The sequence below is a fragment of the Actinomadura rugatobispora genome, assembly GCF_042656285.1.
GTDB classification, from domain to species: Bacteria; Actinomycetota; Actinomycetes; order Streptosporangiales; family Streptosporangiaceae; genus Spirillospora; species Spirillospora rugatobispora.
The window spans coordinates 1-24479 of the sequence record NZ_JBHSON010000122.1; the positions used below are offsets into that span (position 1 = coordinate 1).

Consider the following 24479-nt stretch of genomic DNA (forward strand, 5'->3'; position numbering starts at 1 on the left):
CGTCGGGCTGGTGCTGCTGGAGCGGTTGTCGGACGCCGAGCGCAACGGTCGGCGGATCTTGGGGATCGTGCGTGGTTCGGCGGTGAATCAGGATGGTGCGTCCAATGGGTTGACGGCGCCGAACGGTCAGGCTCAGCAGCGGGTGATCCGGTCGGCGCTGGCGAGTGCGGGCTTGTCGGCCGGTGATGTGGATGTGGTGGAGGCGCACGGTACCGGGACGGTGCTGGGCGACCCGATCGAGGCCCAGGCGGTCTTGGCGACCTACGGGCAGGATCGCGACCGTCCACTGCTGCTGGGGTCGGTGAAGTCGAACATCGGTCATACGCAGGCGGCGGCCGGGGTCGCCGGTGTGATCAAGATGGTGATGGCGCTGCGGCATGGCGTGGTGCCCGGGACGCTGCACGTGGACGAGCCGTCCCCCCACGTGGACTGGTCGGGCGGAGCGGTCGAGCTGGCCGCCGGGGCGCGCGACCTGCCCGAGCTGGACCGGCCGTGGCGCGCCGGGGTGTCCTCGTTCGGGGTCAGCGGGACCAATGCCCACGTCATCATCGAGCAGGCGCCGGAGCAGGCACCCCGGGAAACGGTGTCCGGCGGTGCGGCCGTACGTCCGTTCGTGGTGTCGGCGAAGTCGGCGGAGGCGTTGCGGGCCCAGGCCGCGCGGCTGCGGGACTTCCTGGCGGAACCCTCCGGTCCGGGGCTGGACGATCTGGCGTGGTCGCTGGCGTCCACCCGCGCGGAGCTGGAGCACCGGGCCGTGGTGGTGGCGGCGGACCACGGCGAGCTGGCCGCCGGCCTCGGCCGGATCGCGGCCGGTGAACCGTCGGACGGCGTGGTGTCCGGCACGGCGCACGGCGCCGGGGGCAAGACGGTGTTCGTGTTCCCGGGGCAGGGCGCGCAGTGGGCGGGCATGGGCCGGGAACTGCTGGCGGACGAGCCGGTGTTCGCCGCCCGGATGGCCGAGTGCGCCGCGGCGCTGGACCCGCTGACCGGGTGGTCGCTGCTGGACGCGCTCGGCGACGCCGAGGCGCTGCGCCGGGTGGACGTCGTCCAGCCGGTCTCGTTCGCGGTGATGGTGTCGCTGGCGGCGGTGTGGGAGTCGTACGGGGTCGTGCCGGACGCGGTCGCCGGCCACTCGCAGGGCGAGATCGCCGCGGCGGCGGTGGCGGGCGTGCTGTCGCTGGAGGACGCGGCGCGCGTGGTGGCCGTCCGCTCCCGGATGCTCACCGCGCTGTCCGGGCAGGGGGGCATGCTGTCGGTCGCGCTGCCGGAGGCCGACGCCGGAACGCTCGCGGCCCCCTTCGCCGGGCTGTCGGTGGCCGCCGTGAACGGCCCCGCCGCGGTGGTGGTCGCGGGGGGCCGCGCGGAGCTGGCGGAGTTCGCGGCGGCCTGCGCCGAGCGCGAGGTCCGCACCCGCTGGATCGAGGTGGACTACGCCTCGCACACCGCGCAGGTCGACGCGGTCATGGACGAGCTGCGCGCGGCGCTCGGCGGTGTCACGCCGCTGCACGGCAGCGTGCCGCTGATGTCGTCGACCACCCTGGACCTGATCGACGGCGCCGGCGGCGTCCTGCCGGACGGGGACTACTGGGCCCGGAACCTGCGGGAGCCGGTCCGCTTCCACAGCGCGATCGAGAACCTTCTCGCCGCGGGCCACCGCCGGTTCGTCGAGGTCAGCGCGCACCCGGTGCTGGCGCCCGCGATCGAGGAGACGTGCGCGCAGGCCGACACCGCCGGGACGGTCCTGACCACCCTGCGCCGCGACGACGGCGGCGCGGGCCGCCTGCTCCGCTCGCTCGGCGCCGCCTGGGCGGCCGGCCTGCCGGTGCGCTGGCCGCTGCCCGCCGGACGGTACGCGGACCTGCCGACGTACGCGTTCCAGCGCGATCGGTACTGGCTTCCGGAGGGGCCGGCGGCCGGCGACGTCTCCGCGGCCGGCCTCGCCGCCGCCGACCATCCGATGCTCGGTGCCGCGATCACCCTGGCCGGTTCGGACGGCCTGGTCCTGGCGGGCCGCCTGTCGGCGGCGGGGCAGCCGTGGCTCGCCGACCACGCGGTGTCCGGCACGGTGCTGGTGCCGGGCACGGCGTTCGTCGAGCTCGCGCTCCGCGCCGGTGACCAGCTCGGCTGCGATCTCGTGGAGGAGCTGACGCTGGAGGCGCCGCTGGTGGTGCCCGAGACCGGCGGCGTGGCGCTGCAGATCGAGGTGGCCCGGGCCGGTGCGGACGGGCGCCGCCCGTTCACCGTGCACGCGCGGCCGGACGGCGGCGCGGAGGGGGAGTGGGCCCGCACCGCCGGCGGCGTCCTGGCGTCCGGGCGGCCCGCGCCCGGAGCGGACCTGGCGGCCTGGCCGCCCGCCGGGAGCGTGGAACTGGACACCGGCGACCTGTACGACCGGCTCGCCGCGTCGGGCTTCGAGTACGGGCCGGTGTTCCGGGGCCTGCGCGCCGCCTGGACGTACGGCGGCGACGTCTACGCCGAGATCCACCTGCCCGGCGAGGACGCGGACGCCGCCCGCTTCGGCGTGCACCCGGCGCTGCTGGACGCCGCGCTGCACTCAGCGTCCCTGCTGGACGGCGCCCGTCCCGATGGCGACCGGACGCCGGGCGGGATCCCGTTCTCCTGGCGCGGCGTCGCGCTGTACGCGACCGGCGCGCGGACGCTGCGGGTCCGGCTCCGCGCGGCGGGTCCCGGCGCGGTGTCGCTGTTCGCGGCGGACGCCGCCGGAGAGCCGGTCGTCTCGGTGGAGTCGCTCGCGGTGCGGGCCATCTCGGCCGAGCAGCTTGAGCGGGCGCGGGGTGCCGCGCCCGAGCCGATGTACCGGCTGGCCTGGCAGGCCGCGCAGGTGCCGCCGACCACCGACTACGTCCTGCTCGGGACCGGCGACCCGCCGTCCGGCGCCGGCGCGTTCCCCGATCTGGACGGGCTGGGTGAGGTCGCGGAGGCGGGCGTCCCGCCCCTGGACGTCGTGGTCCGGGTGCCCGTACCGGACGCGGACGGCCCGGCGGCGGTGCGCCAGAGCGTGCACGCCGTGCTGGAGCTGGTGCAGAGGTGGCTGGCCGACGAGCGGTTCGCCGGCCGCCGCCTGGTGCTCGTCACGAGCGGCGCCGTCGCCGTGACCGGGCGGGAGGACGTCGCCGTCCCGGCCCACGCCGCGGTCTGGGGCCTGGTCCGCTCCGCGCAGACCGAGAACCCCGGCAGGCTGCTGCTGATCGACCTCGACGGCCCGCTCGGGCCCCTCCCGCTGGGCGGCGACGAGCCGCAGGCCGCCGTGCGGGCGGGTGTGGTGCACGTGCCGAGGCTGGTGCGGGCCGAGCCCGCCGCGCCCGCGACCGGGCCGGGGTTCGCGCCAGCCGGGACGGTCCTGGTCACCGGGGCGAGCGGGACGCTCGGCGGCCTGGTGGCCCGGCACCTGGTCGCCGAGCACGGCGTGCGGCACCTGCTGCTGGCCAGCCGCAGCGGCGACCTCGGCGACCTGCCCGCCGAGCTGACCGCGCTCGGCGCCGCCGTCGCCAACGTCCGCTGCGACGTCGCGGACCGCGCCGCCGTCGCCGACCTGCTCGGCCAGGTGGACCCCGGGCACCCCCTCACCGCGGTGGTGCACGCGGCGGGCGTCCTGGACGACGCCGTCGTCACCGCCCTGACGCCGGAGCGCGTCGACGCCGTGCTGCGCGCCAAGGTGGACGCCGCCTGGCACCTGCACGAGCTGACCGCGGACCTCGGCCTGACCGCGTTCGTGCTGTTCTCGTCCGCGGCGGGAGTGCTGGGCGGCGCCGGGCAGGCCGGCTACGCCGCGGCCAACGCCTACCTGGACGCGCTGGCCGTCCGCCGGCACGCCGCCGGGCTGCCGGGCACCGCGCTGGCCTGGGGTTTCTGGGCGGAGCGCGGCGGGATGACCCGGCACCTGACCGACCTCGACCTGCGGCGGATGGCGCGTGCCGGGGTGCGCCCCCTGTCGACCGAGCAGGGGCTCGCCGCGTTCGACGCCGCGCTCGGCCGGGCGGACGCCGCCCTGGTGCCCGCCCGGTTCGACATCGCCGGGCTGCGCGGCCTGGCGGCCGACGGCCGGCTGCCCGCGGTGCTGCGCGCGCTCGCCGGTCCCGTGCGGCGGCGCGCCGCGGCCGGGACCGGGGGAGAGGCGGCCGAGGGGATCCTCGCGCTGCCCAGGGCCGAGCAGCGGAGCGCACTACTGGAGACGGTGCGCGCGCAGGCCGCCGCCGTGCTCGGGCACGCCTCGGGCGCGGCGATCGACCCGGACGGCACCTTCCAGGGGCTGGGCGTCGACTCGCTGACGGCCGTCGAGCTGCGCAACGGCCTGAGCGCGAGCACCGGCCTCAGGCTTCCCGCGACCCTGGTCTTCGACCATCCGACGCCGGCGGCGGTCGCCGACCACCTGTTCGCCGAGATCACCGGCCGGGCCGGGGCCGGGGCCGCCGCGACCCGCGCGGCCGCCACCGACGAGCCGATCGCGATCGTCGGGATGGGCTGCCGCTTCCCGGGCGGGGTGGACTCGCCGGAGAGCCTGTGGCAGTTGGTCGGCACGGGCACCGACGCGGTGTCGGGGTTCCCCGCCGACCGCGGCTGGGAACCAGGGACCCACGGCGAGGAGCCGCGGTTCACGCGCGCCGGAGGGTTCCTCCACGACGCGGGGCGCTTCGACGCCGAGCTGTTCGGGATCTCGCCGCGCGAGGCCGTCGCCATGGATCCGCAGCAGCGGCTGCTGCTGGAGACCTCATGGGAGACCTTCGAGGGCGCCGGCATCGATCCGCTGTCGCTGCGGGGCAGCCAGACCGGCGTGTTCGCCGGGATCATGTACCACGACTACGGGGCCCGGCAGGACACCTCCGCCGAGGGGATCTCCGGGTACCTCGGCACGGGGACGTCCGGAAGCATCGCCTCCGGCCGCGTCGCGTACACGTTCGGGCTGGAGGGCCCGGCGGTGACGGTGGACACGGCGTGCTCGTCGTCGCTGGTGGGCCTGCATCTGGCGGCGCAGTCGCTGCGGTCGGGTGAGTGCGATCTGGCGCTGGCGGGCGGCGTCACGGTGATGGCGACGCCGGGCACGTTCGTCGAGTTCGCGCGGCAGGGCGGGCTGGCGGGCGACGGCCGCTGCAAGTCCTTCGCCGCCGCCGCCGACGGCACCGGGATCTCCGAAGGCGTCGGGCTGGTGCTGCTGGAGCGGTTGTCGGACGCGGTGCGCAACGGGCGCCGCGTCCTGGGCGTGGTGCGTGGTAGCGCGGTCAATCAGGACGGCGCGTCCAACGGGTTGACGGCGCCGAACGGGGCGTCGCAGCAGCGGGTGATCCGGTCGGCGCTGGCGGCGGCGGGGGTGCCGGCGTCCGAGGTGGACGTGGTGGAGGCGCACGGCACCGGGACGGTGCTGGGCGATCCGATCGAGGCGCAGGCGGTGCTGGCGACCTACGGGCAGGACCGGGAGCGTCCGGTGTTGCTGGGGTCGGTGAAGTCGAACATCGGTCATACGCAGGCGGCGGCCGGGGTCGCCGGTGTGATCAAGATGGTGATGGCGCTACGGGAGGGCGTGGTCCCCGCGTCGTTGCATCTGGACGAGCCGTCCCCGCACGTGGACTGGAGCGCCGGCGCCGTCCGGCTCGCGGCGGAGCCGAGCCCGCTGCCCGAGGTGGACCGGCCGTGGCGGGCGGCGGTGTCGTCGTTCGGGATCAGCGGCACCAACGCGCACGTCATCATCGAGCAGGCCCCCGACGCGCCCGGCGCCGCCCTCGCCGCGGCGCCCCTGGCGCCAGCCGTGGACGGACGGCCGCTGCCGTTCGCGATCTCCGGCAAGTCCGGCGGCGCGCTGCGCGCGCAGGCCGCCCGGCTGCGGGACCTGGTGCAGGCGGATCCGGCGATCGCGCTGCCCGACCTGGCGTGGTCGCTGGCCCGCGCGCGGGCGCGGCTGGACCGGCGCGCCGTCGTCGTGGCGGCGGACCGGGACGGGCTGCTCGCGGAGCTGGACCGGGTCGCCGCCGGGGAGGCCGGCACGACCGCCGTGCGCGGCGGCCGGCTGGCCGTCGTCTTCTCCGGCCAGGGCTCGGAGTGGGCGGGGATGGGCCGGGAGCTGCACGCGGCCTTCCCGGTGTTCCGGGAAGCCTTCGACGAGGTCTGCGCGGTGGCCGACGGCCTGGTGGACCGCTCGCTGCGCGAGGCCGTCTTCGACGCCGGCGCCGACGGGCTGACCGGCACCCTGTTCACCCAGCTCGGGCTGTTCGCGTTCGAGGTCGCGCTGTACCGCCTGGTGCGGTCGTGGGGCGTGCCGGTCGGCGCGGTGCTGGGCCATTCGCTCGGCGAGGTGGTGGCCGCGCACGTGGCCGGGGTGTTCGGCCTGGCCGACGCGGTGCGCCTCGTGGTCGCGCGGGGGCGGCTGATGGCCGGGGTGGAGGGCGGCGCGATGGCCGCCGTCGAGGCCTCCGAGGCGCGGGTGCGCGGCGAACTGGTGGACGGCGCGGAGATCGCGGCCGTGAACGGCCCGGAATCGGTGGTGGTCTCCGGCCGGGAGGACGCCGTCGAGGCCGTCGCCGCCCGGTTCGCCGCGGCGGGCCGCCGCGTCCGCCGGCTGGCCGTCCGGCACGGCTTCCACTCCTTCCTGATGGAGCCGATGCTGGAGGAGTTCGGGCGCGCGCTCGACGGCGTGGAGTTCCACCGGCCCGACCTGACGGTGATCTCCAACGTGACGGGACGGGCCGCCGCGGACGAGCTGTGCGACCCCGCGTACTGGGTGCGGCACGTGCGCGAGACCGTCCGGTTCGGCGACGGTGTCGCCGCCGCGGCCGCGGCCGGCGTGTCGGGGTTCCTGGAGCTCGGCCCGGACGGGTCGCTCACCTCGCTGGTCCGGGCGATCCCGCACGGCGCGGCGGCCGGCGAGGTGGTCTCGGTCGCCGGGCAGCGCCGCGGCCGGCCGGAGACCGCGACCCTGCTCGGCGCGGTCGCCGCGCTCGACGCGCACGGGCCGGCCGTGGACTGGAGCCGCTACCTCACCGGTCCCGGGGGGCCGCCGCGCCTGATCGACCTGCCGACCTACGCGTTCCAGCGCCGCCACTACTGGCTGCCGCCGGCGGCCGGCGCCGCGCCGGGCGTGGCCGCCACCGCGCACCCGGTGCTCGGCGCCGCCGTCGCGCTCGCCGAGACCGACGGCCTGGTGCTGACCGGGCATCTGTCGCTGACCGCGTTCCCGTGGCTGGCCGATCATGTCGTGCTCGGCAACGTCCTGGTGCCGGGCGCCATGTTCGTCGAGTTCGCCCTGCACGCGGGCCGCCGGGTCGGCGGCGCCGTGGTGTCGGGGCTGACGGTCGAGAGGCCGCTGGTGCTGTCGGAGCACCGCGGCATCACCGTCCAGGTCACCATCGGCTCGCCGGACGAGAGCGGGCACCGCGCGCTCGCGATCTACTCCAGGAGGGACGACGGCGCGGCCGCCGAGGAGTCGTGGACGCGGCACGTCACCGCGACGCTCGACCCGGTGGAGGGCCCCGGCGGGGAACCCGCGCCCGACGGGGAGCAGTGGCCGCCGCCGGGCGCGGCCGAGCTCGACACCGCCGACCTGTACGAGCGGGTGATCGCCAGCGGCATCACCTACGGCCCGGTGTTCCAGGGGCTGCGCGCCGCGTGGATCCGCGGCGCGGAGCTGTTCGCCGAGATCGCCCTGCCCGAGGAGACCGCCGACGACCGGTACGAGCTGCACCCCGCCCTGCTGGACGCGGCCCTGCACGTGCTGGGCGCGCCGCGGCACGAGGAGCGGCCGGTGGAGCTGCCGTTCGTCTGGAACGGCGTCCGGCTGCACGGTGCCGGCGGCGGCGAGGGCGCCGTGCTGCGCGTCCGGGTGGCACCGGTGGACGGCGACCGGATCGCGCTGGCGGTGACCGACACCGGCGGGCGGCCGATCGTGGCGGTGGACGCGCTCACCACCCGGCCCGTGTCGCCCGCGCAGCTCGCGCAGGCCGGCGGCGGAGACGCGCCGGAGGCCCTGTTCCAGGTGGGCTGGACCGAGCTGACCGTGCCGGAGGAAGACGACCGCGACGTCCTGGTGGCCGGGTCGCTCCCCGGCGCCGGGGAGGACGCGTTCCCGGACCTGCGCTCCCTCATCGCCGCGGTCGAGGCGGGGGCGCCGGTGCCGGACGCCGTCCTCCTCCCGCTCCCCGACCGGCCGGACACCGCGTCCGGCGACCTCGCGCGGGCGGTCCGGGACGCGACCGTGCAGGCCCTGGAGCTGGCACAGGACTGGTTCGCGAGCGACCGGCTGAGCGGCACCAGGCTGATCGTCCTCACCCGCGGCGCGGCGGCCGGCGCACCCGGCACCGGCGCCCCCGACCTGGTGGGCGCGCCGGTGGCGGCCCTGCTGCGCGCGGCGTCCGCCGAGCACCCCGGACGCCTCATGCTGGCCGATCTCGACGACGGCCCCGGCTCCCTCGCCGTGCTGCCCGCCGTCATCGGCCTGGACGAGCCGGAGGTGGCGATCCGGGACGGCGCCGTGCACGCCCCCCGCCTGGTGCGGCCGGAACCCGGCGGCGACGGCCCGGTGCCGTGGGCCGCCGACGGCGCCGTGCTGATCACCGGAGCCGCCGGCGCGCTCGGTGCGGCCGTCGCGCGGCACCTGGTGACGGCGCACCGCGTCGGCCGGCTCGTGCTGGTCGGCCGCGGCGGGGCGGACGCGCTGTCCACCGAGCTGACCGTCCTCGGCGCGCAGGTCACCTCGGCCGCCTGCGACGTCTCCGACCGGGAGGGCCTCGCCGCCCTGATCGCCGCGCTGCCGTTCCCGCTGACCGGCGTCGTGCACGCCGCGGGCGTGCTGGACGACGGCGTCCTGGCGGCCATGACCCCCGAGCGCGTCGAGCGGGTCATGAAGGCCAAGGTGGACGGCGCGCTGAACCTGCACGAGCTGACCCGGGACATGGACCTGGCCGCGTTCGTGCTGTTCTCGTCCGCCGCGGGCACGTTCGGAGGGGCCGGGCAGGCGAACTACGCCGCCGCGAACGCCTTCCTCGACGCGCTCGCGCGGCACCGCGCCGCCGGCGGGCTGCCCGCGACCTCCCTGGCCTGGGGGCCGTGGGCCGGCGAGGGTATGGCCGCGGGGCTCGGCGAGCAGGGCCGCCGCCGGCTGGGCCGCACCGGCGTGGTGGCGCTGCCCGTCGAACGGGGCCTCGCCCTCTTCGACGCCGCGCTCGCCGCGCCGCGGCCCGTGCACGTGCCGATGGGGCTGGACATCTCGGTGCTGCGCGCCGCATGGGCGAGCGCGGAGCCGGTGCCCGCGCTGCTGCGGGACGTCGCGCGCATCCCGCGGCCGAAGGTGCTCGGCAGGCCCAGGCCGGCTCCGCTCGCCGCCCGGCTCGCGGGCGTGTCGGAGAAGGAGCGGCGCACCCGGTGCCTCGACCTGGTCCGCGCCGAGGTCGCCGCCGTGCTCGGCCACCGGGGCGCGGCCGATGTGGATCCGGACATCCCGTTCAACGAGATCGGCGTCGACTCGCTCACCGCGGTCGAGCTGCGCGACCGGCTCGGCGCGGCCACCGGCGTCCGGTTCCCGGCGACCCTGGTGTTCGACCATCCGACCCCGGCCGCGCTCGCCCGCCACGTGCTCGCCGAGGTGACCCGGGACGGCGGCGCCCCGGCCGCCGGCACCCTGGACGCCGGCGCGGCGCCGGTCCCCGCCGACGAGCCGATCGCGGTCGTGGCGATGGGCTGCCGCTATCCGGGCGACGTCCGCTCGCCGGAGGACCTGTGGCGGCTGCTGCTGGCCGGCGGCGACGCGATCTCGGAGTTCCCGTCCGACCGGGGCTGGGATCTGGCCGCGCTCTACGACCCCACCGGGACGCGGCCGAACACCACCTACACGCGCGAGGGCGGGTTCCTGTCCGGCGCCGCGGAGTTCGACGCCGGGCTGTTCGGCATCTCGCCGCGCGAGGCGCTGTCGATGGACCCGCAGCAGCGGGTGCTGCTGGAGATCACCTGGGAGGTGTTCGAGCGCGGCGGCATCGACCCGCTGTCGCTGCGCGGCAGCCGGACCGGGGTGTTCGCCGGCGTGATGTACGGCGACTACGCCTCGCTCGTGCAGCGGGCGCCGAGCGACCTGGACGGGCACGTCGGCACCGGCACCGCGGGCAGCGTCGTGTCCGGCCGCATCGCCTACACCTTCGGCCTGGAGGGCCCGGCCGTCACGGTCGACACGGCCTGCTCGTCGTCGCTGGTGTCGCTGCACCTGGCGGCGCAGGCGCTGCGCAACGGCGAGTGCGCGCTTGCGCTGGCGGGCGGCGTGGCGCTGATGAGCACGCCGATCTCGTTCGTGGACTTCAGCAGGCAGCGCGGACTGGCGCCCGACGGCCGCTGCAAGGCGTTCGGCGCGGGCGCGGACGGCACCGGCTGGAGCGAGGGCGCGGGCCTGGTGCTGCTGGAGCGCCTGTCGGACGCGCGGCGCAACGGCCATCCCGTGCTCGCGGTGATCCGCGGCTCCGCGGTGAACCAGGACGGCGCGTCCAACGGGCTGTCCGCGCCGAACGGCCCGTCCCAGCAGCGGGTGATCCGGCAGGCGCTCGCCGCGGCCCGGCTGTCCCCCGCCGACGTCGACGTGATCGAGGCGCACGGCACCGGGACGCGGCTGGGCGACCCGATCGAGGCTCAGGCGGTGCTGGCGACCTACGGGCAGGACCGGGACGATCCGGTTTTGCTGGGGTCGGTCAAGTCCAACCTCGGCCACACCCAGGCTGCGGCGGGCGTGGCCGGGCTGATCAAGCTGGTCTTGGCGCTGCGGCACGGCACGGTGCCCGCGACGCTGCACGCCGACGAGCCGTCCCCGCACGTCGACTGGTCGTCCGGGGCCGTCGAGCTGGTGACGCGGTCCCGGCCGTGGCCGCGGGTCGAGCGCCCGCGGCGGGCCGCGGTGTCCTCCTTCGGGTTCAGCGGGACCAACGCCCACGTGGTGGTGGAGCAGGCGCCCGAACCCGCGCCCGAAACCGCTGCGGAGCCGGCGGTCCCGCCGCTGCTGCCGCTGGTGCTGTCCGGGAAGACCGAGGACGCCCTGCGCGACCGGGCCGCACAGCTCATGCCCGTCCTGGACGCGGCCGGCCCGGTCGACCTGGCGTGGTCGCTCGCCACGACCCGCGCCGCGCTGCCCAGCCGGGCGGTCGTCGTCGGCCGCGACCGCGACGAGCTGGCCCGCGGCCTGGCCGCGCTCGCCTGCCGCGAACCGGCCGCGAACGTGATCACCGGGACCGCCCCGGCGGCCGCGCGCCTGGGCATCGTCTTCTCCGGGCAGGGCTCGCAGCGCGCCGGGATGGGCCGGGAGCTGTACGAGGCGTTCGGGGCGTTCGCCGCGGCCTTCGACGAGGTCTGCGCGGCGTTCGACCCGCTGCTCGGCCGCCCGCTGCGCGAGGTGGTGTTCGACGGCGCGGACGTGATCGACTCGACCGGGTTCGCGCAGCCCGCCCTGTTCGCCGTCGAGGTGGCGCTGTTCCGGCTGCTCGCCTCGTGGGGGATCGAGCCGGAGCTGGTGTTCGGCCACTCGCTCGGCGAGATCACCGCGGCGCACGTGGCCGGGGCGCTCACGCTGCCGGACGCGGCGGCCATGGTCGCCGCGCGCGCCCGGCTGATGCAGGCGCTGCCCGAGGGCGGCGCGATGCTGGCCGTCCAGGCCGCTCCGGACGCCGTGCGGCGGGTGGCTCCCGCCGGGGTCGACGTCGCCGCGGTGAACGGGCCGGCCGCGGTCGTGCTGTCCGGCCCGCGCGAGGGCGTCCGCGAGCTGGAGGCGCGGTGCGCCGAGCGCGGCTGGCGCGCTCGGCGGCTGTGGGTCTCGCACGCCTTCCACTCGGCGCTGATGGAGCCGATGCTCGAGGACTTCGCACGGGTCTGCGCGGGGATCGCCGTCCAGCCGCCCCGGCTGCCGGTGGTGTCCAACGTGACCGGGCGGCTGGCCACCGCGGAGGAACTCGCCACGCCGGACTACTGGGTCCGGCACGTGCGGCAGACGGTGCTGTTCGCCGACGGTGTGCGCGCGGCCGCCGCCGAGGGCGTCACCACCTTCCTGGAGGTCGGCCCCGACGGCTCGCTGACCTCGCTCATCAAGGAGAACCTCGCCGGTACCGGCGGCGACGCCGTCGCGGCGCTGCGCAAGGGCGAGGCCGAACCGGTCGCGCTGGTGTCCGCGCTGGGCGCGCTCGTCGCCCGGGGCTGCCCGGTCGACTGGTCCGGCTACTTCGCAGGCAGCGGCGCGCGGCGCGTCGACCTGCCGACGTACCCGTTCCAGCACCAGCGCTACTGGCCCGCCGCCGTCTTCACGGGCGCGGCGGGAGAGCGCACCGGGCACCCGCTGGTCGGCGCGGTGGTCGCGCCCGCGGATTCCGGCGGCGTCCTGCTCAGCGGGCGGCTGTCCGCGCAGATCCAGCCCTGGCTCGCCGACCACCGCGTGTCCGGCGCCGCCGTGGTCCCCGGCGCCGTGCTGGTCGAACTCGCGCTCGCGGCCGCCGCGGAGACGGACTGCGGCCGGATCCGCGAGCTGACCGTGCAGGCGCCACTCGTGCTGCCCGAGGACGGAGGCGTCCAGGTGCAGGTGTCGGTCTCCGGCGCGGACGAGGCCGGCGACCGGGAGCTGGTCTGCTACGCGCGCCGTGACGGCGCCGCGCCGGACGAGCCGTGGACCAGGCACGCGGACGGTGTCCTGGCCGCCGGCGACGGCGACCCGGGGCCGGAGATCGGCACCTGGCCGCCCGCTCCGGCCGACCGGATCGACGTCGCCGGCCTCTACGCGGACTTCGCGGCGGGCGGCCTGGAGTACGGGCCGGCGTTCCAAGGGCTGCGCGCGGTCTGGCGGCGCGGCGCGGACGCCTTCGCCGAGGTCGAGCTGCCGGGCCAGCATGGCGCCGCCGACGGGTTCGGCGTCCATCCGGCGCTGCTCGACGCCGCGCTGCACGCGGCCGGCACCGGGATCGCCGGCACCGCCGGGGCGGAGGGGGCCGCGCTGCCGTTCTGCTGGCGGGACGTCCGGCTCCGCGCCACCGGCGCGACCCGGATCCGGGTGCGCGTCACCGCGCTCGGCGGCACCGCGCTGTCGATCACCGCCACCGACCCGGCGGGGCAGGAGGTCCTGTCGGTCGGCGAGCTCACCCTGCGCCCCCTCCCCGCCGGCGGGCTGCGCGCCACCGGCTCCATCGCCGGGGAGGCGCTGTTCCGCCCCGAGTGGGTCGAACTGGACGCCGCTCCGGGCGCCGCGGCCGCGGTCGAGCTCGGCGGCGACGCGTACCCGGACACGGACGAGCTCGCCGCCGCCGTCGCGGCCGGGCGGGTCCCGGAGGACGTCGTCGCGCTGTACCGGCCGCCCACCGGCGACGGCAGGTCCGCGGCGGCCGTCCGGTCGGCGTCCGAACGGGTGCTGGAACTGCTCCAGGGCTGGCTCGCCGACGACCGGCTCGCGGCGGCGCGGCTCGCCCTGATCACCGAAGGGGCGACCGATGGCGGTCTCGGCGGCGCCGCCGTGTGGGGCCTGGTCCGTACGGCGCAGGCCGAGCATCCCGGCCGGTTCCAGCTCGTCGACCTGGACGGTTCACCGGCATCGGCCGGCGCCCTGCCGGACGCGCTGGGCAGCGGCGAACCGCAGGTCGCCGTCCGCGCCGGCCAGTGCCACGGAATGCGGCTGGCCCGCGCCGGAGCGGACGCGGCCGCGGACCCGGCCGCGCCGGACGGGCAGGCGTTCGACCCCGGCGGCACGGTCCTGATCATCGGCGGCACCGGCGACCTCGGCGCCGCCGTCGCCCGGCACCTGGTGCGCGAGCACGGCGTCCGGCACCTGCTGCTCGTCAGCCGCCGCGGCCCGGACGCGCCCGGCGCGGCCGACCTGGCGGCCGAGCTGGCGGACCTGGGCGCCACGGTGCGCGTCGAGGCCGCCGACGCCGCCGAGCGCGCCGACGTCGAACGGGTGCTCGCCCTGATCGGCGAGGAGCGCCCGCTGCGCGGCATCGTCCACGCGGCCGGAGTCCTGGACGACGGGATGCTCACCTCCCTGACCCCCGAACGGCTCGGCGCGGTCCTGCGGCCGAAGGTCGACGCCGCCCTCAACCTGCACGAGCTGACCCGCGGAGCCGACCTGACCGCGTTCGTGCTGTTCTCCTCCTCCGCCGGTGTGGTCGGCGCCGCGGGCCAGGCCGGCTACGCCGCCGCCAACGCCTTCCTCGACGCGCTGGCCCGGCACCGTATGTCCCTGGGGCTGCCGGCGCTGTCGCTGGCCTGGGGCATGTGGGCGGGCGGCATGGCGGCCCGCGCCGACGCGCGCCGCTACTCGCGCGGCGGCGTGCTCGAACTCGCCGTGGACGAAGGGCTGGCGCTGCTCGACGCGGCGCTGCCGCGCCGTGAGGCGGTGCTCGTCCCGGTGCGGCTGGACTTCGCCGCGCTGCGCGCCGGCACCGGTCCCGTCCCGCACGTGCTGAGCGCCCTCGTCCGCCGCCCGGCGCGGCGCCGGGCCGGGACGGTGGCCGCGGACTCGGCCCCGGCCGACCGGCTGGCGGGGCTCCCGGCCGCCGAGCGGGACGAGGCGCTGCTCGGCCTGGTGCGCGGCCACGCCGCCGCCGTCCTCGGCCACGCGCGGCCCGACGACGTCGGCGCCGTGACGGCCTTCGCCGACCTCGGCTTCGACTCGCTCACCTCGGTGGAGTTCCGCAACGCGCTGGCCGAGGCGACCGGTCTGAGGCTCCCCGCGACGCTGGTGTTCGACTACCCGACGGCCGAGGCGGTCGCCGGATACCTGCGCGACCGCCTGCTCGGCGCCACCGCGCGGACCGCCGCCGCCCGCCCGGCCGCGGTGGACGAGCCCATCGCGATCGTCGCCATGAGCTGCCGCTACCCCGGTGGGGCCGGCTCGCCCGAGGCGTTCTACGCGATGCTGGAGCGCGGCGTGGACGCGATCGGCGCGTTCCCGCCCGACCGCGGCTGGCGGCCAGACCTGATCTATCGCGGCACGGACGACGACGTGCGCGAGGGCGGGTTCCTCGACGACGCGGCCGAGTTCGACGCCGCGTTCTTCGGGATCTCGCCGCGCGAGGCCCTGGCCATGGATCCGCAGCAGCGGCTTCTGCTGGAGACCTCCTGGGAGGCGTTCGAGCGGGCGGGGATCGACCCGCCGTCGCTTCGCGGCAGCCGGACCGGAGTGTTCGTCGGGGTCATGTACCACGACTACGTCGGCCTCATCCAGGACGAGGAACTGGCCGGATACCTGGGCACCGGTGGCTCCGGCAGCGTCGTGTCAGGCCGCCTGTCCTATGTGTTCGGGCTGGAAGGTCCCGCGGTGACGGTGGACACGGCGTGTTCGTCGTCGCTGGTCGGGTTGCATCTGGCGGTGCAGTCGCTGCGGTCGGGGGAGTGCGATCTGGCGTTGGCGGGCGGGGTGACGGTGATGGCTACGCCCGCCGCGTTCGTGGAGTTCGCCCGGCAGGGCGGCCTGTCGGGGGACGGGCGCTGCAAGCCCTTCGCGGCGGCGGCTGATGGCACGGGCTGGGGTGAGGGTGCGGGGCTGGTGCTGCTGGAGCGGCTGTCGGATGCGCGGCGTCGTGGTCATCGGATCCTGGGTGTGGTCCGCGGCTCTGCGGTGAACCAGGACGGTGCGTCCAACGGGTTGACCGCTCCGAATGGCTTGTCGCAGCAGCGGGTGATCGGTGCGGCGCTGGCGAGTGCGGGTCTGTCGGCCGGTGAGGTCGACGTGGTGGAGGCGCATGGCACCGGGACGGTGCTGGGTGATCCGATCGAGGCGCAGGCGGTGCTGGCGACCTACGGCCAGGACCGGGAGCGTCCGGTGCTGCTGGGGTCGGTGAAGTCGAACATCGGGCACACGCAGGCCGCGGCGGGCGTGGCCGGTGTGATCAAGATGGTGATGGCGTTGGAGCGGGGTATGGTTCCGGCGTCGCTGCATCTGGACGAGCCGTCCCCGCACGTCGACTGGAGCGCGGGCAACGTCCAGCTCACCGACGAGAACAGCCCGCTCCCCGAGGTCGGCCGCCCGTGGCGCGCCGGGATCTCCTCCTTCGGCTTCAGCGGGACCAACGCCCACGTCATCATCGAACAGGCACCCGAGCCGGAGGAACCCGCGCGGCCTGACGCACCGATCGTGGATTCCCCGGTGCTGCCGTTCGCGCTGTCGGCGAAAACGGAAGCGGCGCTACGGGCGCAGGCCGCGCGGCTGCTGGAGTTCGTCGAGGAGCGCCCCGGGATCGACCTCGGCGACATGGCGTGGTCGCTGGCGGAGGGCCGGTCGGCGATGCGGCACCGCGCCGTCGTCGTCACCGGCGACCGTGACGCGCTGCTGACGGGCCTGGCCGCGCTCGCGGCGGGAACGCCGGACGCCGCGACCGTGCATGGAACCACCGCAACCGCCGGGGCCAAGACCGCGTTCCTGTTCCCCGGCAAGGAATCCTGCTGGTCCGGCGCGGGCCGGGAACTGCGGGCGTCCTCGCCGGTGTTCGCGGCGCGGATCGCCGAATGCGCCGAGGTCCTCGACCCGCTGACCGGCTCGTCGCTGGTGGAGGCCGTCGACTGTGGGGCCGAGGGCGACGGGCCGGCGGCCTTCGCGGTCCTGCTTGGGCTGGCGGCGCTGTGGGAGGCGTGCGGGGTGACGCCCGCGGCGGTGGTCGGGGACGCCGAAGGGATCCTCGCCGCCGCCTGCGCCGCAGGAGTGCTGGACCTGGCCGACGCCGCCCGGCTGCTCGTGCTCGGCCCGGACGCGGCGACGGGGATCGAGCCGCGTCCCGCGGCGATGCCGCTGCTGTCCACCGGTACGGGCGACCGGCTCGGCGAACTCCTCGGCGCCACCGTGCACACCGGCCTCGACCAGGCGATCGGGACGCTGCGCGACGACGGCTTCCAAAGCGTCATCGAGATCGGCCCGGACCCGGTGCTCCCCGCCGGGACGGACCTGACCGCGGTCGCGACGCTGCGCCGCGGCGACGGCGGCCCCGGGCGGCTGCTGACCGCGCTGGCCGAGGCCCACGTCCACGGCCTGCCCGTCACCTGGCCGATCGCCGGCCGGTTCACCGACGTCCCGACCTACGCCTTCCAGCACGACTACTACTGGCCGAAGCCGCCTAGGGCGACCGGCGACGCCGTGTCCCTCGGCATCGGGGCGAACCGGCACCCGATCCTCTCGGGCGCGGTGTCCCTGCCGGACTCCGAGGCGATGCTGTTCACCGGCCGCGTGGCGCTCGACGCCCAACCCTGGCTCGCCGACCACGCGGTGGCGGGCACCGTCGTGGTCCCCGGCGCAGTCCTGGTCGAGGTCGCGGTGAACGCGGGCGACCAGGTCGGGTGCGACGCGCTCGACGAACTCGTCCTGGCGGCGCCCCTGATCGTGCCCCGTGCCGGCGGCGTGGCGGTGCGGGTCACGGTCGGCGAACCCGGCGACGGCGGGAGCCGCGCCCTGGAGGTTCACTCGCGTCCGGAGGGCACCGAGGCGCCCTGGACCCTGCACGCGACCGGCAGGCTGGGCACCGGCCCGGACGCGCCGTCGTTCGAGCTGACCGAGTGGCCCCCGCAGGCGACCCCGCTCGAAGTGGACGAACTCTACGAACGGCTCGCCGAGACCGGGCTGGTATACGGGCCCGCCTTCCGCAACCTGCGGGCGGCGTGGCGCCAGGGCGAGGACGTTCTGGCCGAGGTCGCGCTCGGGGAAGGCGTTCCCGGTGACGACCTGACCCTGCATCCGGGCCTGCTGGACGCGGCGCTGCACGCGGTCGGGCTCGGCGGCGACGGGCCGGGGCAGCTGCCCTTCGGCTGGCACGGGGTCACCGTGCACGCCGCCGGCGCCGATCGGCTGCGGGTACGAATCTCCGCCGCCGACGGTGGTGTCGCGCTGCAGATGGCGGACGGCGCGGGCCGGCCGGTCGCCTCCGTCGGCCTGCTGGAGTTCCGGCCGCTGCCCACGGAGCTCGGGCTACGCGAACACCCGGTCGAGTCGCTGTTCCGGCTCGACTGGCCGATGCTGACGCCGACGCCCCCGCCCCCGGCCGCCGAGACCGGATGGCGGGTGGCAGGCGACGGCGGCGAGCTGGCCGCGCTGCTCCGCCGCGCCCGGCAAAAGGTCCGCTCCACCGGACCGGACCCGGCCGCCGAGCCCGGTCCCGTGCTCGTGTCCTTCCTGCCCGAAGCCGAGGGCGCCCCCGCAACCGGCATCGTCGCGGCGACGCACGCCGCGACGGCACGGGCGCTGGCCACCGTGCGGTCCTGGCTCGCGGGGCCGCCGGCCGGCCTGCTCGCGATCGTGACGCGGCGCGGCGCGGCCGTCGGCGGCCCGGCCGATCCCGCGGCCGCGGCGGTGTGCGGGCTGGTGCGGTCGGCGCAGGCCGAGCATCCGGACCGGTTCGTCCTGGTCGATCTCGACGACGGCGACCTCGATCCGGAGCTGCTGCGCGCCGCGCTCGCCGCGGGCGAACCGCAGATCGCGATCCGCGGCGCGGAACTGCGCGTACCGCGCCTCGCGCGGGCCGCCCCGGACCCCGGCCACCGCGCCTTCGCCTGGGATCCGGCGGGCACCGTGCTCGTCACCGGCGGCACGGGCGCGCTGGGCTCCGCCGTCGCCCGGCACCTGGTCACCGAGCACGGGGTGCGGCGGCTCGTGCTGACCGGACGGCGCGGCGCCGGCACCCAGGGCGCGGCCGGGCTCGCCGCCGAGCTGTCCGGGCTCGGCGCCGAGGTGCGCGTCGAGGCGTGCGACGCCGCCGACCGGACCGCGCTGAGCAGCCTGCTCGCGACGATCCCGGACCTGACCGGGGTCGTGCACGCCGCCGGCGTCTTGGACGACGGGCTCGTCACGGACCTCACGCCCGAGCGGCTGGCGGCCGTGCTGCGGCCCAAGGTGGACGCGGCCCGGCACCTGCACGAGCTGACCGCGGGGACGCCGCTGTCGGCGTTCGTGCTGTTCTCCTCGGCCGCCGGGGTGTTCGGCGTCGCGGGCCAGGCGAACTACGCGGCCGCCAACGCCTTCCTCGACGCGCTGGCCGGCGAGCGGGCGGCGGCCGGGCTCGCGGGCGTCTCGCTGGCCTGGGGCCGCTGGGACGCGGGCATGTGGCGGGAGAACGCGCGGGCCGAGCCCGGCCCGGACGCCCTCTCGGTCGAGGAGGGCCTCGGCCTGCTCGACGCGGTCCGGACCGTCGACGCCTCCGTGCTGGTGCCGATGAAGCTCGGCACGGTGATGGACGCGGTGCCGCCCGTCCTGCGCGGCGTGGTGCGCGCCCCGTCCCGGCGCCAGGCCGGCACCGGCGGCCGGGACGCGCTCGCCGGGCTGCTGCGGGGGAGAACCGCGGAGCAGCGGCGGACGGTGCTGCGCGAGCTGGTGGACGCCGAGGCCGCCGCGGTGCTCGGGCACGCCGGCACCGGGACGGTCGACACCGCCCTGCCCTTCCGCGAGCTGGGCTTCGACTCCTTGGCCGCCGTCGAACTGCGCAACCGGCTGAACCGGCGGACCGGGCTGGTCCTGGCGCCGAGCCTGGTGTTCGACTACCCGACCTCGGCCGCCGTCGCCGACCACCTGCACGACGAGCTGGGGCTCGCGGAGGCGGCCGCGGACGAGGCGATCCTGGGCCGCCTCGACGAGGTCGAGACCGCGTTCCAGGACCTCCCCGCCGGGCTGGACCGGACACGGATCAGGACACGGCTGCGCTCCCTGCTCGCGCGCTGGGACGACGCCGAGGAGCCGGCCGCCGCGGTCGATCTCGCCGGCACCAGCGACGACGAGCTGTTCGACCTGCTCGACAAGAACCTCGGAACGACCTGATGGACCGCGTCGGCGAGGCCGCGGACACCGCGGCGGAGACAGGGGGCCAAGCCGTGGACGGCGACCGGAAGTACCGCGACTACCTGCGGCGGGCCACCGAGGACCTGCTGCGCACGAGGCGGCTGCTGGAGGCCGCCGAGGCCAGGGCGCGCGAGCCGATCGCCGTGGTCGCCATGGGCTGCCGCTATCCGGGCGGCGTGCGCACGCCCGAGGAACTGTGGCGGCTGGTCTCGGACGGCCGGGACGCGATCTCGGCGTTCCCGGACGACCGCGGCTGGGCCCGCGACGCTTCCGGCTTCCGGCCGGAGGGCGGGTTCCTCTACGACGCGGGGGAGTTCGACGCGGGGCTGTTCGGGATCTCGCCGCGCGAGGCCCTGGCGATGGATCCGCAGCAGCGGCTGCTGCTGGAGACGTCCTGGGAGGTCTTCGAGCGGGCCGGGATCGGCCCGCACTCGCTGAAGGGCAGCCTGACCGGGGTGTTCGTCGGGGTGATGTACCACGACTACGCCTCGGGGGCGCAGATCCCGGACGGCCTGGGCGGCTACCTGACCACGGGCGTCGCGGGCAGCGTCGCGTCCGGTCGGCTTTCCTACGCCTACGGCCTGGAGGGCCCCGCGGTGACGGTGGACACGGCGTGCTCGTCGTCGCTGGTGGGGCTGCATCTGGCCGTGCAGGCGCTGCGGGCCGGGGAGTGCGACCTGGCGCTGGCGGGCGGCGTGACCGTGATGTCCACGCCGAGCGTGTTCGCGGAGTTCTCCCGGCAGGGCGGGCTGGCCTTCGACGGCCGGTGCAAGCCGTTCGCGGCGGCCGCCGACGGGACGGGCTGGAGCGAGGGCGCCGGCCTGCTGCTGCTGGAGCGGCTGTCGGACGCCCGGCGTGCGGGCCGGCCCGTCCTCGCGGTGGTGCGCGGCTCCGCGGTGAACCAGGACGGCGCGTCCAACGGGCTGACGGCGCCGAACGGGCTGTCGCAGCAGCGGGTGATCCGGGCGGCGCTGGCGAGCGCGGGCCTGTCCACCGGCGATGTCGACGTGGTGGAGGCGCACGGCACCGGCACGACGCTCGGCGACCCGATCGAGGCGCAGGCGGTCCTGGCGACCTACGGGCAGGACCGGCGGCGGCCGGTGCTGCTGGGATCCATCAAGTCGAACATCGGGCACGCCCAGGCCGCCGCGGGCGTCGCGGGCGTGATCAAGATGGTGCTGGCGCTGCGGCACGGCGTGGTCCCGGCGTCGCTGCACGTCGACTCCCCCACGCCGAACGTCGACTGGAGCGCGGGGGACGTCGAGCTGGCCACCGGCCAGCGGCCCCTGCCGGACCTCGAAAGGCCCTGGCGGGCGGCGGTGTCCTCGTTCGGGTTCAGCGGCACGAACGCGCACGTGATCCTCGAACAGGTCCCCGCGGACCCCGAACCCGAGGTCACCCAGCCCACCGGGGAGGCTCCCGTGCTGCCGTTCGCGGTGTCGGGGGCGTCGGAGTCGGCGCTGCGGGGGCAGGCCGCGCGGCTGCGCGAGTTCCTGCTGGAGCACCCCGGCGCAGGGCTGCGGGACGTGGCCGGTTCGCTGGCGGCGGGCCGCGCGGACCTGGCGCACCGCGCCGTCGTGACCGCCGCGGACCGGGACGAGCTGCTGACCGGGCTCGCGGGCGTCGCCGCCGGTGAACCGGGGGACGGCACGGTGGCGGGCGTGGTCCGGGGCCGCGCGGGCCGGACCGTGTTCGTGTTCCCCGGCCAGGGCACCCAGTGGCCCGGGATGGGGCGGGAGCTGCTCGCGTCCTCGCCGCCGTTCGCCGCGCGGATGGCCGAGTGCGCCGAGGCGCTGGACCCGCTGACGGGCTGGTCGCTGACGGCCGCGCTGGACGACGCGGCGGCCCTGGAACGCGTTGACGTCGTCCAGCCGGTGGTGTTCGCCGTGATGGTGTCGCTGGCGGCGGTGTGGGAGGCCGCCGGGGTCGGGCCCGACGCGGTGATCGGCCACTCCCAGGGGGAGATCGCCGCCGCCGTGGTCGCCGGAGGGCTGTCGCTGGCCGACGGCGCGCGGGTCGTCGTCGGCCGGTCCCGGGCGCTGACCGCGTTGTCCGGGGAGGGCGGCATGGTGTCGGTCGCGCTCGGGGAGGCCGCGACCCGGGAGCTGGCCGGCCGGTGGGACGGGCGGATCTGCGTCGCGGCGCTCAACGGGCCGGCGGCGACCGTGGTGTCCGGCGCGCCGGACGCGCTCGCCGAGCTGCTCGCCGCCTGCGCCGAGCGGGACGTCCGCGCCCGCCGGGTGGAGGTGGACTACGCCTCGCACTCGCCGCAGGTCGACGCCGTCACCGGCGAGCTGCGCGCGGCACTGGCCCGGATCACGCCGCTGCCGCCGCGGATCCCCTTCCTGTCCACGGTGTCCGGGGAGTGGGTGGACGGCGCCACCCTCGACACCGGCTACTGGATCCGCAACCTGCGCGATCCCGTCCGCTTCCACCAGGCGACCGACGCCCTCATCGCGGACGGCTTCCGCACCTTCATCGAGGTCGGCCCGCACCCGGTGCTGACCCCGTCCATCGCGCAGGCTGCGGAGGCCGCGTCCGCCGACATCGTCACGATCTCCGCCCTGAAGCGGGACGGCGGGACGCGCGTCCTGCTCACCGCGCTGGCGACCGCGTACGCGCACGGCCTGCCGGTGGCCTGGCCGCGCGACGGGCGGCGCGCCGAACTCCCCACCTACGCCTTCCAGCGCCGCCGCTACTGGCTGGCCGCCGGCGCCGCCTCGGGGTCGGCGGACCCCACCGGCTCCTGGCGCTACCGGGAGACCTGGCGCCGGATCACCGTCCCGGACGGGGACTGCTCCGGCACCTGGCTGCTGCTCTCCTCCGCCGGCGCCCCGGCCGACCCGGCGCTCGCGGCGGCGCTCACCGCCGCGGGCGGGAAGGTCGCGGAGATCCGGCTGACCGAGGACGAGACGACCCGCGCGGCCCTCGCCGACCGGCTGCGGACCCACGAGGGCGACGGCGTGCGCGGAATCGTCTCGCTGCTGGCCGCCGACACCCGGCCGCACGCGGATCATCCGGGGCTCACCCGCGGCCTCGCCGCCACCCTCGCGCTGGCGCAGGCGTGCGCCGACACCGCGACGGGCGGCGCGCTGTGGACGGTGACCCGGCACGCCGTCGCGGTGTCGGACGGCGAGACCATCGCCGGACCCGAGCAGCAGGCCGTCTGGGGGCTCGGCCGGGTCATCGCGCTGGAACACCCGCACCACTGGGGCGGCCTGCTCGACCTGCCCGCCGATCTCGGCGAGGCGGCGGCCGCCGCCACGCCAGCGGTGCTCTCCGCGGGCGGGCGGGAGGACCAGGTCGCCGTCCGCGACACGGGCGTGTTCGGCCGCCGCCTGGGCAGGGCGCCGGTCCCGGCGCACGAGCCCCGGCGGCGCTGGCGGCCGCACGGCACCGTGCTGATCACCGGAGGCACCGGCGAGATCGGGGCGCACCTCGCCCGCTGGGCGGCCCGCGAAGGGGCCGGGCACCTGGTCCTCACCGGCCGCCGGGGCCTCGCCGCGCCCGGCGCGGCCGCGCTCGCCGCGGAGCTGGAGGACCTCGGCGCGACCGTCACCGTCGCCGCGTGCGACGTCGCCGACCGCGCCGCGCTGGCCGCGGTGCTGGCCGGGATCCCGGCCGGGCAGCCGCTGACCGCCGTCCTGCACGCCGCGGGCGTCGCCCCCCGCACGCCGGTGGCCGAGCTGGAGCCCGCCGAGCTGGCCGGGGTGCTGGCCGCCAAGGTGCTCGGCACGGACAACCTCCACGAGCTGACCAGGGAGACGGACCTGGAGGCGTTCGTCCTGTTCTCCTCCGGAGCCGCGACGTGGGGGAGCGCCGCGAGCGCCGCGTACGCGGCGGCCAACGCCTACCTGGACGGCATGGCCCTGCACCGCGCCGGCGCCGGGCTGCCCGCCACCTCGCTCGCGTGGGGAAGCTGGGGCGGCGGCGGGCTCGTCGGCGAGGCAGAGGACTTCCTCGCCCGGCAGGGCGTCCGGCCGATGGCGCACGAACCGGCGATCTCGGTGCTGCGCGGCGCCGTCGAGCACGGCGAGACGCTGCTGACCGTCGCCGACCTCGACTGGCCCCGCTTCGCGCCGGTCTTCTCGGCGCGCCGCGCCAGTGTCCTGTTCGAGGAGATCCCCGAGGCCGTGCTCGCCCCCGGCGGGGACGACGGCGGCGACGCCGGCCGGGTCCGGGCCGAGCTGGCCGCCGAACTGGGGGCGGTGGCGCCGCAGGAGGCGCGGCGCCGGCTGCTCGCCCTGGTCCGCGCGGAGGTCGCCGCGGTGCTCGGCTACGACGGCCGCGACGACGTCGAACCTGGCAGGCCGTTCCGCGACGTCGGCGTGACCTCCGTCGGGTCGGTCGAGCTGCGCGACCGGCTCGGCGCCCGGACGGGCATGCGGCTGTCCTCGGCGATGGTGTTCGACCATCCCACCCCGCTCGCGCTGGCGGACCACCTGCGCGAGGCGCTTTTGGCCGAGCCCGACCCCGTCGAGCCCGCCGAGCCCGGCGAAGCCGAGGTCCGCGCCGCCCTGGCCTCGCTCCCGCTGGCCCGGCTGCGCCAGGAGGGCCTGCTCGACAGGCTGCTCGACCTGGCCGGCCGGGACGGCCCGGACGGCGGTGGCGAGCGCGACCTGGACGAGCACGGGCGGGACGAGCAGGCCCAGATCGAAGCCATGGCCGTCGACGACCTCGTCCGCATGGCGTTCCAGCCCGGCGACATCGACTGATTGCG

General features: G+C 77.1%; 2 protein-coding genes. Both read left to right on the plus strand.

All coding sequences use genetic code 11. The annotated features are described in order from the left end of the window. The coding region (locus tag ACFPZN_RS49820; RefSeq protein ID WP_465252310.1) for an SDR family NAD(P)-dependent oxidoreductase at positions 1 to 19738 on the plus strand (19738 nt) is incomplete at its 5' end. Beyond that, on the plus strand, positions 19738 to 24474 hold the full coding sequence (locus ACFPZN_RS49825) for a type I polyketide synthase (RefSeq protein WP_378291141.1): 4737 nt from the start codon (positions 19738 to 19740) through the stop codon (positions 24472 to 24474). The genes ACFPZN_RS49820 and ACFPZN_RS49825, both read left to right, overlap by 1 nt. Positions 24475 to 24479: the final 5 nt, after the last annotated feature.